Origin of the sequence: Hydrogenophaga sp. Root209, from assembly GCF_001428625.1 — a bacterium.
GTDB lineage: Bacteria > Pseudomonadota > Gammaproteobacteria > Burkholderiales > Burkholderiaceae_C > Hydrogenophaga.
In genome coordinates this window covers 111,948-125,898 of the sequence record NZ_LMIE01000003.1, presented here as the reverse complement: position 1 = coordinate 125,898, position 13,951 = coordinate 111,948, and the positions used below count along the sequence as shown (strand labels likewise).

At 64.1% G+C, this 13,951-nt stretch carries 11 protein-coding genes; 8 read left to right on the top strand and 3 right to left on the bottom strand.

The annotated features are described in order from the left end of the window. The first annotated feature begins 80 nt into the window (after positions 1-80). The 7 genes from ASE11_RS04105 (at position 81) to ASE11_RS04075 (ending at position 8,798) form a co-directional block, all read left to right on the top strand. Positions 81-1,301: a CaiB/BaiF CoA transferase family protein gene (locus ASE11_RS04105; protein ID WP_056266576.1), complete on the top strand. Its 1,221-nt coding sequence runs from the start codon at positions 81-83 to the stop codon at positions 1,299-1,301. A 1-nt stretch (position 1,302) separates the two neighbouring features. Then, positions 1,303-3,609 carry an acyl-CoA dehydrogenase gene (locus tag ASE11_RS04100; RefSeq protein WP_056266572.1) on the top strand — a complete coding sequence of 769 codons (2,307 nt, stop codon included), beginning with the start codon at positions 1,303-1,305 and terminating at the stop codon, positions 3,607-3,609. Between the two features lie 59 nt (positions 3,610-3,668). Then, on the top strand, positions 3,669-4,625 hold the full coding sequence (locus ASE11_RS04095) for an alpha/beta fold hydrolase (protein WP_056266568.1): 957 nt from the start codon (positions 3,669-3,671) through the stop codon (positions 4,623-4,625). Between the two features lie 17 nt (positions 4,626-4,642). Continuing rightward, positions 4,643-5,101 carry a MaoC family dehydratase gene (locus tag ASE11_RS04090; RefSeq protein ID WP_056266565.1) on the top strand — a complete coding sequence of 153 codons (459 nt, stop codon included), beginning with the start codon at positions 4,643-4,645 and terminating at the stop codon, positions 5,099-5,101. 44 nt (positions 5,102-5,145) lie between these two features. Next, positions 5,146-6,111: a Bug family tripartite tricarboxylate transporter substrate binding protein gene (locus ASE11_RS04085; RefSeq protein ID WP_056266562.1), complete on the top strand. Its 966-nt coding sequence runs from the start codon at positions 5,146-5,148 to the stop codon at positions 6,109-6,111. 13 nt (positions 6,112-6,124) lie between these two features. Next, positions 6,125-7,105 (top strand): D-2-hydroxyacid dehydrogenase family protein, encoded by a 981-nt coding sequence (locus ASE11_RS04080; RefSeq protein WP_235501187.1) that lies wholly within the window; start codon positions 6,125-6,127, stop codon positions 7,103-7,105. Between the two features lie 94 nt (positions 7,106-7,199). Further along, entirely contained in the window at positions 7,200-8,798 is a 1,599-nt protein-coding gene (locus ASE11_RS04075) for an MFS transporter (RefSeq protein WP_056266559.1), read from the top strand. 564 nt (positions 8,799-9,362) lie between these two features. Here ASE11_RS04075 and gdhA read toward each other — a convergent pair. Continuing rightward, entirely contained in the window at positions 9,363-10,706 is a 1,344-nt protein-coding gene (gene gdhA / locus ASE11_RS04070; RefSeq protein WP_056266556.1) for an NADP-specific glutamate dehydrogenase, read from the bottom strand. A gap of 128 nt (positions 10,707-10,834) precedes the next feature. On the opposite strand from gdhA, the gene ASE11_RS25715 reads away from it, so the two are divergent. Next, positions 10,835-11,104: a hypothetical protein gene (locus tag ASE11_RS25715; RefSeq protein ID WP_156406228.1), complete on the top strand. Its 270-nt coding sequence runs from the start codon at positions 10,835-10,837 to the stop codon at positions 11,102-11,104. 11 nt (positions 11,105-11,115) lie between these two features. Here the strand turns inward: ASE11_RS25715 and ASE11_RS04065 are convergent, their stop codons facing one another. Both ASE11_RS04065 and ASE11_RS04060 read right to left on the bottom strand, forming a co-directional pair. Further along, positions 11,116-12,129: a YeiH family protein gene (locus ASE11_RS04065; RefSeq protein WP_056266551.1), complete on the bottom strand. Its 1,014-nt coding sequence runs from the start codon at positions 12,127-12,129 to the stop codon at positions 11,116-11,118. Between the two features lie 2 nt (positions 12,130-12,131). Beyond that, complete coding sequence (locus ASE11_RS04060) at positions 12,132-13,784, bottom strand: 3-(methylthio)propionyl-CoA ligase (RefSeq protein ID WP_056266548.1); 1,653 nt, start codon at positions 13,782-13,784, stop codon at positions 12,132-12,134. Positions 13,785-13,951 lie beyond the last annotated feature (167 nt).

Sequence of the window (13,951 nt, the reverse complement as noted above, 5' to 3'; positions counted from 1 at the left end):
GGTGTCTGGCTCGATGGTGCGCACGCATCTAAATTCCGATCCATGCACAGACGATGGCAATACACAAGAGGATCGATGCGATGAGCAGTTTGAATGGCGTACGTGTGCTGGATCTGAGTCGCGTTTTTTCCGGCCCTTGGGCCGCGCAGATGCTGGCCGACTTTGGCGCAGACGTCGTCAAGGTTGAACGTCCCGGCCGTGGCGACGATGTAAGACATCAAGGCTTGAGGGCACGCGACGCGCGAGGCAACGAGACCTCTGAAACCTCGTCTTTTCTGGCAATGAACCGCGGCAAACGTTCCATCACGATCGACATCGCCCAACCCGCTGGCCAGGCGCTGGTGCGCGAGCTGGCGACCAGCAGCGATATCGTGATCGAGAACTTCAAGGCTGGTGATCTCGCCAGATACGGACTGGATTTTTCTGCCTTGCACGCGGTGAATCCTCGGCTGGTGTACTGCTCGATCAGCGGATTCGGTCAGTCCGGCCCCTACAGCCACCTGCCGGGCTACGACCCCCTTTTTCAGTCGATGAGCGGACTGATGAGCATCACCGGTCACGCCGGCGGTGAACCAGGCGGTGGTCCCATGCGCGTGGGCTACTCGGTGGGCGACATCACCGCGGGTTTCTACGCTGTGAGCGCCATCCTGGCTGCCCTGCGCCACCGGGACATGGTTTCAGGTGAGGGGCAGCATATCGACCTTGCGCTGCTCGATGCCCAGGTGGCTTCCATTTCGCATGTGGCCATGATGTATTTGTTGTCGGGGCAGCAGCCACCCCGCCTGGGCAATGCATCTCCCATCACTTGCCCTTGGCAATCCTTTGAATGCGCTGACGGCCAGATCGTGGTGGCGGTTGGCAATGACACGCAGTTTGTCGCTTTCTGTCGGGTGCTGGGCGTGCCTGAACTGGCCAGTGATGAACGATTCAGAACCAACCCCCTGCGGGCTCAACACCGTCTGGTGCTGGTGCCCATGTTGGCCGAACAATTGGTACGGCGTGATGTGCGCCATTGGCATGAAGCCTTCGAGGCTGCTGGTGTGCCGAGTGGGCCCATCAACGGTTTTGCTGACGTGTTCTCCGACCCGCAGATCGTTCACCGGGGGATGCAGATGGAGATGAACCACGCGGCGACCGGCACGGTGCCACAGGTGGCCAACCCGGTGAAGTTCTCGGCCACACCCGTGCAATACCACCGAGCACCGCCGATGCTGGGGGAGCACACCGAAGAGGTGTTGCGCGAGCGGTTGTCTCTGAGCGAAGCGCGCTTGACCGAGCTCCGACAAAAAGGGGTGATCTGAAATGAACGACATGGAGTCGATCACCATGTTTCGGGACAGCGCCAGTGGCTACTTGGGCGCCCAGGACCAGCGCCAGCGGGTGAGGGCGCTTGAAGACGCTGGCGGTGGTTTTGACCGCGCGGTATGGCTGCAGTTGGCCGAACTCGGGTGGCTGTCTGTGCTCGTGCCGGAGGCAGATGGTGGCCTCGGTCTCGGCATTGCCGAGGTGGCTGCCATTGCTGAAGAGGCCGGGCGCCACTTGTTGCCGGAGCCGCTGGTGGACGCCGGGGTGCAGCCCCTGGCCTTGTTGGCACGGCTGCCACCTGGAGACTTGAGGGATGAGCTGCTGAACAGCATTCAGTCGGGCGCCACGGTGGCCGGACTCGCCTGGCAGGAGAGTGCCGGTGAAGTCGAGGCCGGTCTGGGCATGACCAGCGCTCGCATGGATGGTGGGTGTGTTGCTCTTACCGGCCAGAAGCGTTTTGTGAGGCCCGGCCCGGGCGCCGATGGCTGGATCGTTTGTGCCGTCGTCGAAGACGGCATGGGCCTGTTCTGGGTGGCGGCCGGTGCGGCAGGCCTCTCACTGGCGTGCGACGCTGGTGTTGATGGCAGCGCCATCGCCACATTGGGCCTGGACAATGCCGAGGCGCAGTTGCTCGCACAAGGCGACGACGCGTTGGCTGCTCTGCACCATGCCAACGACCTTGCGCGCATCGCGCAAGCGGCCGAGCTGCTGGGGATCGCCCGCCGCGCCCTGGAGCTGACGCGCGACTACCTCACCACCCGTGTGCAGTTTGGCAAACCGATCGGGACTTTTCAGGCTTTGCAACACCGACTGGTGGATGGGCTGATCCAGGTCGAACTGGCGGCAGCCTGTCTGCGTGACGGACTGGGCACGGTAAACGATGGAAACCTGGCCTCGGTGGCCAGCCGCGTGAAGGCCCGGTGTGCCCAGGCCGCGACCGAGACCACCCGCATGGCCATCCAGTTGCACGGCGCCATTGGCACCACCAACGAGTACGACGTCGGCCTGTACTTCAAGCGCGCGATGACCCTGGCCAGCCGCTGGGGCAATGCCGCGTCGCACCGGCGTCGCTGGATGTCGCTTACATCAAGTGCCAACCGGTCCGAGCCTGTTCTCAGCGATGTTGCTCACCTTCATCGCCGCGAGTTTCCGAACGATCTGGTTTGGGAGACCATGCCAGAGGCCGAGTTTCGCGCCATGGTGCGCGAGCTGTTCGCGCAGCACTACCCCGAACACAGGCGTCACCTGCCGTACCGGCAGACCTGGGCAGAGTCGCGCGAGTGGTACATGACGCTCTCACGGCTGGGCTGGCTGGCGCCCGCGTGGCCACGCGAGCACGGCGGCATGGGTTTGCCGGCCGACAAACTGATCGCCTACATCGAGGAGACCGAGGCATGGGGAGTGGCGCGACCGCCCGACCAGGGGTTGGTGATGATTGGGCCCATCCTGATGCGGTTTGGAACAGAGGAACAGCGGCAGCGCTTTCTGCCCAAGGTGCTGTCCGGCGAACATGTCTGGACGCAGGGCTATTCGGAGCCCAATGCCGGATCCGATCTGGCCGCTGTGCGCACCGAGGCGGTATCGGAGGGAGACCATTTTGTCGTCAACGGGCAGAAGACCTGGACCACCTGGGGCTCTGATGGCACCCACATGTTCATGCTGGTGCGGACCGACAAAACGGTGAAGAAGCAAGCCGGCATCAGCTTTCTGCTGGTGGACCTGAAGACGCCGGGCATCACGGTTAGGCCCATTCGCAACATTGCGGCTGAACACGAGTTCTGCGAGGTGTTTTTCGACAACGTGCGTGTGCCGCGCGACAACCTGGTGGGCGAACTCAACCAAGGCTGGACCGTGGCCAAGGCGTTGCTGGGATTCGAGCGCCTGTTCACCGGCAGCCCCAAACATTCGCAGCACACCTTGCACCAGGTCGAGAAGCTGGCCCGCCAGCGCGGCTTGTTCGATGACCCGGCCTTTGTTGCCCGTTTTGCCGAGTTGCAACTCGACACCGCCGACCTGGGCGCTGCCTACGCCGGCTTCGCAGAGATTGCCAAGCGCGGAGAGCCGATCCCGCCATCGATTTCCATGCTCAAGATCTGGTCCACCGAGACCTACGAACGCCTGGCGCTGTTGTTGATCGAGTCGGCGCAGGACTACGGGTCCATGCGCGACAGGGCATTGACCGACGAAATCGACATGCATGTGATGGCGCCGCTGTTCAACGCGATGAACGCCAAGCTGTTTGCAGGCAGCAACGAGATTCAGCGAAACATCTTGGCCAAGGTCGTGCTCGACCTGCCCAGCTGAGCAGGCATCTGTTCTCAATTGAAGCAATTTGAACCCCGCCACGACAAGGAGACAACAGGATGACCAACCTCACCTTCGGCGCAAGCACCACGGGAAGCGTCCAGCGCCGGGATTGGCTCAAGTTGATGGCCGTCGCGGGCAGTGCGGCGGGTGCTGCGGCGCTGCCCTTGCCTGCTTCCGCCGCTGCAGGGCCCGTGTGGGTGCCGGCCGAGATGCCAAACCCTGCCCCGAGCTTTGAAGGCACGGTCGATGTGGGTGGAGCCAAGCTGTGGTACTGGGACACGGGCGGCAATGGCCAGCCGGTCATCTTCATGCATGCGGGCTCGCAAAGCGGTGCCGGCTGGGGTTACCAGCAACCTGTATTCGCTGCGGCGGGCTACCGTGCCATCGGCTATTCGCGACGCGGCTATTTCCGGTCCGAATCCGGCAATCCGCAAGAACCTGGCGCTGCGTTCGAAGACTTGAATCAACTGATCGAACACCTCAAGCTCGACAAAGTGCATCTGGTGGCCATTGCCCATGGTGCCTTCTTCGCGCTGGATTTCGCGCTGGTGTATCCGCATAAGCTGCGCAGCCTGACCATTGCCTCTTCCTACCTGGGCATTGCCGACTCGGAAAAGGACTACCTGGAGGCCAACCGCCGCCTGCGTCCCAAGGAATTCAACGCCTTGCCGGTGGAGGTCAAGGAGCTGCATCCTTCGTACCGCGCCGGAAACCCAGAGGGCGTGGCGGCATGGGTCAAGCTGTCCAAGGAGGCCAGCGTCGGCCCACGCATCAGCGCCAAGCGACCCCATGAACTGACTTGGGAACGGCTCGAAAGCATCAAGACACCCACGTTGCTGATGACGGGTGATGGTGACCTCTACACCCCGCCGGCCCTGTTGCGCATGCAGGCCTCTCACATGCCTCATGCCGAGGCGGTGATCGTGCCCGAAGCCGGGCACTGTGCGAACTGGGAGCAACCCGCCGTGTTCAACAGAACGGTGCTGGCCTTCTTGCGCCGGCACGCCACCTGAGCGGGCCGGGCAGCGCCATGCTGGAACTTGAAACCCCTCGCGAGTTGCTGGGCCATGTCGGCCAGAAGCTCGGCACCAGCGACTGGTTCACCATCGAACAGCGCCACATTGATGGATTTGCCGCGCTCACGGGTGACGACTTCTGGATCCACGTGGACACCGAGAGGGCGAGCCGGGAGATGCCTCATGGCAAGACCATTGCCCACGGGTTGTTCGTGTTGTCGCTGGTGCCCCGGATGCAACGCGACATCTTTCGCGTCGAGCGCCGAGGCAAGGGTCTGAACTACGGATCGGATCGGGTGCGCTACACCGCACCCGTCCCGGTCGGTTCACGGGTGCGCTTGCACCAGACGCTGAAGACCGCTGAGCGAGTGGGCGCGGCCACGCGCATGGCCACCGTGTGCGAATTTGAAATTGAAGGCAGCGAGCGCCCGGCGCTCGTGGCCGAATTCATCCTGCTGATGCAGGACGAATGAGCCACTCACCCCTCACCCTGTTCAACCATCCAAGGAGACATGACATGAACAAACGATTCCTTCTCACCCTCGGCTCGGCCATCTTGGCTGGCCTCGTGGCACCTGTGCAGGCTCAGACCAGCTGGCCAGCCCACCCGATCAAACTCATCGTGCCCTATCCACCCGGAGGCCCGGTGGACCAACTTGCGCGAGCCATTGCTCCCCGTCTCGGTGAGGTGCTGGGGCAGAGCATCGTGGTGGACAACAAGGCAGGGGCCAGTGGTGTGATCGGTATGGACGCCACCATCAAGGCGGAACCAGACGGCTACACCTTCGGCTTCGGCGTGCCGGGTGGCATCACCGTGTTGCCTCACCTGCAGAAAATGCCCTACGTGGTGGATGAAATCAACTACGTGTCGCTGGTAGCCCGTGTTCCGCAGGTCATCACAGTGGGCCCCAAGGTGTCGGTCAATACCTTGCAAGAGCTGGTGGCTTTGGCGAAGAAAGATCCTGGTGCGATGAACTATGGCTCGGCCGGCAATGCCACCACGCCCCACCTGGGCGCCGAATTGTTTGCGCAAGAGGCTGGGATCAAGATGATGCATGTGCCGTACAAAGGCGCGGCACCTGCGATCACTGCGTTGCTGAGTGGGGAAATTCAGGTGTTGGCTGCAGACTTGTCGGCGGTGAAACCGTTCACCAGCCGTGGGATCAAGATACTGGCGGTGTCCGCACCGCGTCGAAACGAGTCCTTGCCCGATGTGCCCACCACCGCTGAACTGGGATTGCCTGGTGTGGTCTCGGAATCCAGCTACGGCATCATTGCTGCCAAAGGGACACCTCAGGCCATTACGCAGAAAATGCACGCCGCACTCGTGACCACGCTCAAGACGCCCGAGGTGGTTGCACGCATCGCCACCATGGGCGCTCAGGCATCGTCAACGACCCCCGAGGAATACCGTGCGCTGATGCAGCAGGAGTCCCTCAAGTGGGGTGCCGTGGTGAAGAAGGCGAACATCACGCTCAACTGACGCGTTGCTACAGATGACCGGCCGCGCCCCTTCCCTGGTAATTGTTGTTCTCGACGACTACCAGGGGGTTGCTCGGGGTCTGGCGAACTGGGACGCTCTGCCTGGTGAGCCTCAACTGCGATTTCAAACACGGTCAGCGCGCAGCGAAGACGAGCTGGTCGAGTGGCTGCGAGACGCGGACGTGGTGGTGGCCATGCGAGAGCGAACGGCATTCCCAGGGCGTGTGATTGAGCGGCTTCCAAGGCTGCGCTTGCTGGCCACCACCGGCCAACGCAACGCGGCGATCGATCTGGACGCGTGTCGCCGTCGTGGCATCGTGGTCACGGGCGCTCTCGGAGGTCGCACCGGCCGCACCGGCACAGCCGAAACGGCTTGGGCGCTCATCCTGGCTTTGACAAAAAACGTCTTGCCATCACACCAGGCGCTCTTGCGCGGAGAGTGGCAACCTGTGTTGGCTGAGACCTTGTCCGGTCGTGTGCTTGGGCTCGCAGGCTTGGGAAACATTGGTCGGCAAATGGCACAGGTGGGTCGGGCCATGGGCATGAAGGTGATCGCCTGGAGCCCCCACCTCACCCAGGAGCGCGCGCAAACAGCAGGAGCGAGTTTGGTCAGTTGCGACGCCCTGTTCGACCAGTCGGATGTGTTGTCCCTGCACCTTGTGCTCAGTGAAAGCACGGCCGGCCTGGTGTCTGCTCATCGACTTTCGCAAATGAAACCGGGCGCCTATCTCATCAATACCGCGCGAGCGGGTCTGGTCGATGAGCTCGCTCTGCTGGATGCGTTGTCTCAGCGTCACATCGGTGGCGCCGGGCTGGATGTGTTCTGGCAGGAACCACTGCCAAAGCAGCACCCCATTTGTCGACTTGACAACGTGGTTCTCACACCCCATCTGGGCTATGCCACGCAGGAAAATCTGGCAGCTTTTTATGCGGGTGTGATTGAAAACATAGGGGCATGGATAGAGGGCCGATCAATGCTTCTGCTGGACGATTGAGTCACTCTGTGCGTCCTTGGCGGCACTCAATTTCACGGGGTGATTCAAGCCTTTCCCACCAGAAAGGAATCCCGGCCTCTACATTAGTGCCCCTATGCCCCGCTCCGACGACGATCTGTCTCCCATCGCACCGCTGCGCCAGCCACTCTTCCGCATGTTGTGGATCACCTGGCTCATGGCCAACGTGTGCATGTGGATGAGCGATGTGGCGGCAGCCTGGATGATGACTTCGCTCACCACAACACCGCTGTGGGTCGCGCTGGTGCAGACGGCGTCCACCTTGCCGGTGTTCCTGCTGGGTCTGCCCAGCGGCGCGCTGGCCGACGGCCTGAACCGCAAGCACTTCTTCCTCTTCACCCAACTGTGGGTGGCGGTGGTGGCGTCGATTCTGAGCGCCTTCATCTTTCTGGGCGCGATAACCCCGGCCCTGCTGCTGGCACTGACGTTTTTCAACGGCATCGGCATGGCGATGCGCTGGCCGGTGTTCTCGGCCATCGTGCCCACGATCGTTCCCCGGTATCAGTTGCCTGCGGCGCTGGCACTCAACGGCGTGTCGATGAACGCCTCGCGCATCATCGGCCCGCTGCTGGCCGGCGCGCTGATCGCCAGCGCCGGCAGCGCCTGGGTGTTCCTGCTCAACGCGGTGTTGTCTGTGGTGGCCGCGGTCATCATCAGCCGCTGGAAGCACGAGCACAAGCCGCACCCGCTGGGGCGCGAGCGCCTGGGCACCGCAATGCGGGTGGGCCTGCAGTACGTGGCCCAGTCCTACCACCTGAAGGGCGTGTTGCTGCGCATCTCGATCTTCTTCTTCCACTCAACCGCACTGCTGGCGCTGCTGGCCCTGCTGGCGCGAGGCATGCAGGGCGGCGGTGCCGGTACCTTTACCCTGCTACTGGCCGCCATGGGCGCGGGCGCCATCGCTTCTGCGGCGTTTCTGCCCGCCTTGCGCCGCCGGTATCCGCGCGACGGTCTCGTCCTGCGCGGCACGGCCCTGCAGGCGGGCGCCATGGCGACCATGGCGTTGACCGACCAGGTCTGGGTGGCGGTGCCCGCGATGTTTCTGGGCGGCGCGGCCTGGATCACCTCCGCCAACACGCTCAGCGTCTCGATCCAGATGGGCCTGCCCGACTGGGTGCGCGCGCGCGGCATGTCCATGTACCAGATGGCGATCATGGGCGCCAGCGCCCTGGGTGCTGCAATCTGGGGGCAAGTCGCTACCTGGACCAGCGTGCCGGTCAGCCTGGGCATCGCTTCCGTGACCGGGCTGCTTTCCATGTTTCTGGCCAACCGCCTGATGCCCGACTCCGGCCTGGAAGACGACCTCACGCCCAAGCGCATTTTTCCGGCGCCCCAGATCACAGAACCACCGCCCCGGGGCCATGTGATGGTGATGGTGGAGTACCGCATCGATCCGGCACGCGCGGCCGACTTCCGCGGCCTGATGCTGGGCGAGGGGCGCCGCAGCCGCTTGCGCCACGGGGCCTTGTCGTGGGAGCTGCTGCACGACATCCACGAACCCAGCCGTTTTGTCGAGGTCATCATCGACGAGTCCTGGACCGATCACCTGCGGCGCTTCGACCGCGTCACCGCCGCCGACGTCGCGCTGCGTGACCGCAAGCTGGCTTTTCACCTCGGTGAGGAGCCGCCGCGCGTCACACGCAGCCTGATGGAGACGACGGCGGGGGCCTCCTGAGCGGTGCATCGTGTTCAGGGGTGGATTCCGTGATGGGGAAGCGGTTGGTGGCGCGGCGCCAGCCGCGTCGTGAAAGCCCCATGACCGCAGCACCTCAATACAGCCGCCTTTCGGACTGCATCGGTGGCTGTACCCAACAGCCACTTCCCCGACTTCCGGACTTTTCAAAACCAGAGGTACGGTTCAACGACGAATGTCCGAGTCCAGTCGAGGCTGTGCGCAAACAACTTCGGTGCTCGGCCGAACACCCCGTAGCAATTGCAGTGGCTTGACGGCAGCGAAGTGGCAATCACAAGTGCTCCACCTTGCGCTGTCGAAGTCGAGAGGCTTCGGGCGCCCCGTCACGGCGTGCCTGGACGATCTCTGGAACGTCTTCATGCTCCCAACGGCTGATGCGTCGTCGGGCCGCCGGAGTGCCGTCCTCGACGGTGGTGAAGCGGCGAATGACCGTCTGCCCGGCAGGGCATCGATACTCGTCGCGCTCACGGTTGTAGATGAAGTCGCGCTTGTCGAAGCGGCCTTCACACCAGCGTCACCCTTCTGGCCGCGTCGCCGGGTGTCGCTTCAGACCACGCCCTGCGCGAGCATGGCGTCGGCCACCTTGACGAAACCGGCGATGTTCGCGCCGTCCACGTAGCTCACCGAGCCATCGGCACGGCGGCCGTGCAGCCGGCACGCCTCGTGGATGCCCACCATGATGGTGTGAAGGCGTTCGTCGACCTCGACGCGCGGCCAGGACAGGCGCATTGCGTTCTGGCTCATCTCAAGGCCCGAGGTTGCCACGCCTCCGGCGTTGCTGGCCTTGCCGGGCGCATACAGCACGCCCGCCGCTTCAAAGCGCTCCACAGCGTCCATGGTGGTCGGCATGTTGGCGCCTTCGGCCACGCAGATCACGCCGTTCCTGATGAGCGTGTCGGCATCGTTTGCGTCGAGTTCGTTCTGGGTCGCGCAAGGCAGCGCCACGTCCACTGCAACGGCCCAGGGGCGTACCCCGGCCTCGAATCGGCTCTTCGTTCGGGTGGCGTATTCGCTCACGCGCCCGTACAGGTGGTTCTTCACTTCCATCAGCTCGGCCAGTTTTTCCGGGGTGAAGCCGTCTTCGTCGATCACTGTGCCGCTCGAATCGGACACGGTGACCACCTTGGCGCCCAGCGCCATGGCTTTTTCCACCGCGTACTGGGCCACGTTGCCCGAGCCCGACACGCTCACGCGCAAGCCGTCGAAACTGCGGCCCTGCTGCTTGAGCATTTCCTGAGCAAAGTACACCGTGCCGTAGCCAGTGGCCTCAGGTCGCACCAGCGAGCCGCCGAAAGACAAGCCCTTGCCAGTGAACACGCAGTCCGAGCGGTTGCTGAGCTTCTTCATCATCCCCGCCATGAAGCCGACTTCACGGCCGCCCACGCCAATGTCGCCTGCCGGCACGTCGGTGTCGGCCCCGACATGGCGAAACAACTCGCTCACCAAAGCCTGGCAAAAGCGCATGATCTCGCCCGGACTCTTGCCTTTGGGGTCGAAGTCGGAACCGCCTTTGCCGCCGCCCATGGGCAGGGTGGTCAGCGCATTCTTGAAGGTCTGTTCGAACGCTAGGAATTTCAGGATCGACAGATTGACCGAAGGATGGAAACGCATGCCGCCCTTGTAGGGGCCGATGGCCGAGCTGTGCTGGATGCGGTAGCCCCGGTTGACCTGCACATCGCCGTGGTCGTTGACCCAGGAGATGCGGAACATCACCACGCGCTCGGGCTCCACAAGCCGGTCGAGAAGGCCTTGTTCGGCGTATTTGGGGTGTTTCTGGATGTAGGGCCAGAGGCTCACCATCACTTCAGAGACGGCTTGGTGGAATTCGGTTTGGTCAGGGTTGCGCCGGGTGACGTCTTCAAGGAAGTGTTGCGCTGAGGCGTATTTCATCTATCGTGCTCCAAAACTGTGCATGAGATTATGCGCAAACCGCATCAGGCTGGTAGGAGCGTCTCAGATTGGTGCATTTTTCCGCCCAAGTCGGTCGCGCATCAGCGGCCCACAGGTGACGCCAGCAAGTGAATGCACTTGTTTCGAACCTCGCCGCGGTGGGCATCGAGCCTGAGACGGGCACACCCGCCTGGCCAGCGAACTCAAACCGTCTTTGCGCAAATGAGACGACTGTGTCGCGGCCGTCTTTCCTGGTCGCCTCGCGGGACGTTATCCAGGGTGTGGCCGAGTTCGCTTACGAGCGTCCGAGCGCTCGCAATTCAACGGGCAACGAACTGCGCGAGGGCAGCGTCCGCCTGCTCGATCAGGTCGAGCGCGAACCGGCCTCAGCGTGCTGATTCTGCGTGGCTCAGGCGCCTTGCACGACCAGCATGCCGTAGAACAGAGCCGCCAGAAAGGCGGTTTCAGCCACCATCAGGGCCACGGGCTTCCATCCCACGGTGAGGATGTCTTTCAGGTGCGTCTTCATGCCGATGGCCGCCATGGCCGCCACCAGGCAGATCTGCGACAAGCCCTGACCGGTTTGCACCACGCGCTCAGGCAGCCAGCCGGTGCTGTTGATCAGCACCAGCAGCGCAAACGCCACGGCAAACCAGGGCAAGAGCGGCGGGCGCGGGCCCATGGCCGCGGCGTCTCCCTGGGCCACCAGATGGCGTTGCGTCAGCCAGGAGGCCAGCGCTATCACGGGCAGCAGCATGGCCACGCGCATGAGCTTGATGAGGGTGGCCGCATCGCCGGCCTCGTGCGAAAGGCTGTAGCCCGCGCCCACCACCTGCGCCACGTCGTGGATGGTGCCGCCGATGAAGTGGCCAGCGGCCACAGGCTCCATGCCCAGCGCGCGCGTGATCATCGGGTAAAGCACCATGGCCAGGGTGGAGAGCGTGCTCACGCCGATCACGGTGAACAGGGTGGCTCGTTCCTTTTGCGGGTGTGCGGGCATGGCCGCGGCCAGTGCCAGCGCAGCCGAGGCGCCGCAGATGGCAACCGCCCCGCCGGTGAGCAGACCGAAGAACATCTGAAACCCCAGCAGTTTGGCCAGCACGATGCCCACAACGATGGTCAGCACCACCGCCAGCACCACCATGGCCACCGGCTCCCAGCCCAGCGACATCACCTGGGCCGTGGTGATGCGCAGGCCCAGCAGGGCCACGCCCAGGCGCAGCACCTGCCGGGCGGCCAGGTCGATGCCCGGCGCGCTGCGGCCCTCCTGTGACAGGAAGTTCAGCGCCATGCCCAGCAGCAGCGCAAACAGCATCACCGGCGCGCCATAGTGCGCACCCAGGAACATGGCAGCGATGGCCGCGATGCCACAAATCAGCAGGCCTGGAAACCAGAGAGCCGCCTGGGCCTGGAGCTTGTGCATGGTCAGTCCTTGTGAAGCAGATGCCCGCCGTGCTGTTCGCGCAGACGGTTCTTGAGCATCTTGCCTGTGGCGCCCAGCGGGATGGCGTCGACGAACACCACGTCGTCCGGGGTCCACCATTTGGCGATCTTGCCTTCAAAGAAGGCCAGCAGTTCGTCGCGCTCCAGGCTCGCGTCGGGCTTGCGCACCACCACCAGCAGGGGGCGTTCGTCCCACTTGGGATGGCGCGCGGCAATGCAGGCGGCCATGGCCACGGCCGGGTGCGCCATGGCGATGTTCTCGAGGTCGATCGAACCGATCCACTCACCGCCCGACTTGATCACGTCCTTGGCTCGGTCGGTGATCTGCATGAAGCCGTCGGCGTCGACGGTGGCCACGTCGCCGGTGGGGAACCAGCCCTGACCGTTCCTGTGCACGAGCGGGCCGGGCTGGCCATCGTGGTCTGCCTTCAAGTAGCGATCGACCACCCAGGCACCGCGCACCAGCAGCTCGCCGCTGGCGCGGCCATCCCAGGGCAGTTCTTCGCCGTCGTCACCGACGATCTTCATGTCGATCCCGAAGACGCCGCGGCCCTGCTTGGCCTGGATGGTGCGCCGCTGCTCGCGCGGCAGGTCTTGCTGGTGGCCCTTGAGGATGCCGACCGTGCCGATGGGGCTGAGCTCGGTCATGCCCCAGGCGTGGATCACCTGCACACCGTGCGTGTCCTCGAAGGCTTCCATCATGGCCGGGGGGCAGGCCGAGCCGCCGATGACGGTGCGGCGCATGGTGCTGAACGTCAGGCCCTGGCTCTGCACGTGCGCCAGCAGGCCCTGCCACACCGTGGGCACACCGGCCGAGAGGGTCACGCCCTCGGTCTCGAACAGTTCGTGCAGGCTCTTGCCGCCCAGCCCCGGTCCGGGCAGCACCAGCTTGGCGCCGACCATGCAGGCCGAATACGGCAGGCCCCAGGCGTTGACGTGGAACATCGGCACCACCGGCAGGATCACGTCGCGTGCACCGAGGTTGAGCGCATCGGGCAGGGCCGAGGCGAAGGTGTGCAGCACGGTCGAGCGGTGGCTGTAGAGCACGCCCTTGGGGTGGCCGGTGGTGCCGCTGGTGTAGCACAGGCTGGACGCCGTGTTCTCGTCGAACGCGGGCCATTCGAAGCCATCGTCCGCCTGGCCATCGATCAGGTCTTCGTAGCAGAGCAAGCCCGGGATGGCGGTGGATGCCGGCATGTGGTCGTGGTCGACCATGAGCACGAAATGCCTGACCGTGGTCAGGCGCTGCGCCACCGACTCCACCAGGGGAAGAAAGGTCTTGTCGAAGCACAGCACCTGGTCTTCGGCGTGGTCGGCGATCCAGGCCAGCTGGTCGGCGTGCAGGCGCGGGTTGAGCGTGTGCAGCACCGCGCCCGAACCCGAAACCGCGTAGTACAGCTCCAGGTGGCGGTAGCCATTCCAGGCGAGGGTGCCAACGCGCTGGCCTGCGGCCACGCCGAGCGCGGCCATGGCCCGGGCCATGCGGCGCGATCGCGCAGCCAGCTCGACATAGGTGCAGCGGTGGATGTCGCCCTCGACGCGGCGCGACACCACCTCCTGCGTGCCGTGGTGGCGCTCGGCGTGGCGCAGCAGAGTCGAGATCAGCAGCGGCTGATCCATCATGAGGCCGTTCATGATGCCGTGGCCCGGTTCGCGGCGCCCAGCGCCAGGGCGGTGGTCAGGCAGGTGGTGCGCAAGACCGCCATGGAACGGCGGCGCAAGGTCGATTTGACGGAGGCTTTCATCGGATGTCTTCAGGTGAACTGGGCGCGGAGGGTCGGAACGCGACAGGTCCTGGCCAG

Excerpts from the sequence above, each read along its gene's own strand:
- ASE11_RS04105 (WP_056266576.1), top strand. The coding sequence starts at position 81 with ATGAGCAGTTTGAATGGCGTACGTGTGCTGGATCTGAGTCGCGTTTTT.
- ASE11_RS04100 (WP_056266572.1), top strand. The coding sequence starts at position 1,303 with ATGAACGACATGGAGTCGATCACCATGTTTCGGGACAGCGCCAGTGGC.
- ASE11_RS04095 (WP_056266568.1), top strand. The coding sequence starts at position 3,669 with ATGACCAACCTCACCTTCGGCGCAAGCACCACGGGAAGCGTCCAGCGC.
- ASE11_RS04090 (WP_056266565.1), top strand. The coding sequence starts at position 4,643 with ATGCTGGAACTTGAAACCCCTCGCGAGTTGCTGGGCCATGTCGGCCAG.
- ASE11_RS04085 (WP_056266562.1), top strand. The coding sequence starts at position 5,146 with ATGAACAAACGATTCCTTCTCACCCTCGGCTCGGCCATCTTGGCTGGC.
- ASE11_RS04080 (WP_235501187.1), top strand. The coding sequence starts at position 6,125 with ATGACCGGCCGCGCCCCTTCCCTGGTAATTGTTGTTCTCGACGACTAC.
- ASE11_RS04075 (WP_056266559.1), top strand. The coding sequence starts at position 7,200 with ATGCCCCGCTCCGACGACGATCTGTCTCCCATCGCACCGCTGCGCCAG.
- gdhA (WP_056266556.1), bottom strand. The coding sequence starts at position 10,706 with ATGAAATACGCCTCAGCGCAACACTTCCTTGAAGACGTCACCCGGCGC.
- ASE11_RS04065 (WP_056266551.1), bottom strand. The coding sequence starts at position 12,129 with ATGCACAAGCTCCAGGCCCAGGCGGCTCTCTGGTTTCCAGGCCTGCTG.
- ASE11_RS04060 (WP_056266548.1), bottom strand. The coding sequence starts at position 13,784 with ATGAACGGCCTCATGATGGATCAGCCGCTGCTGATCTCGACTCTGCTG.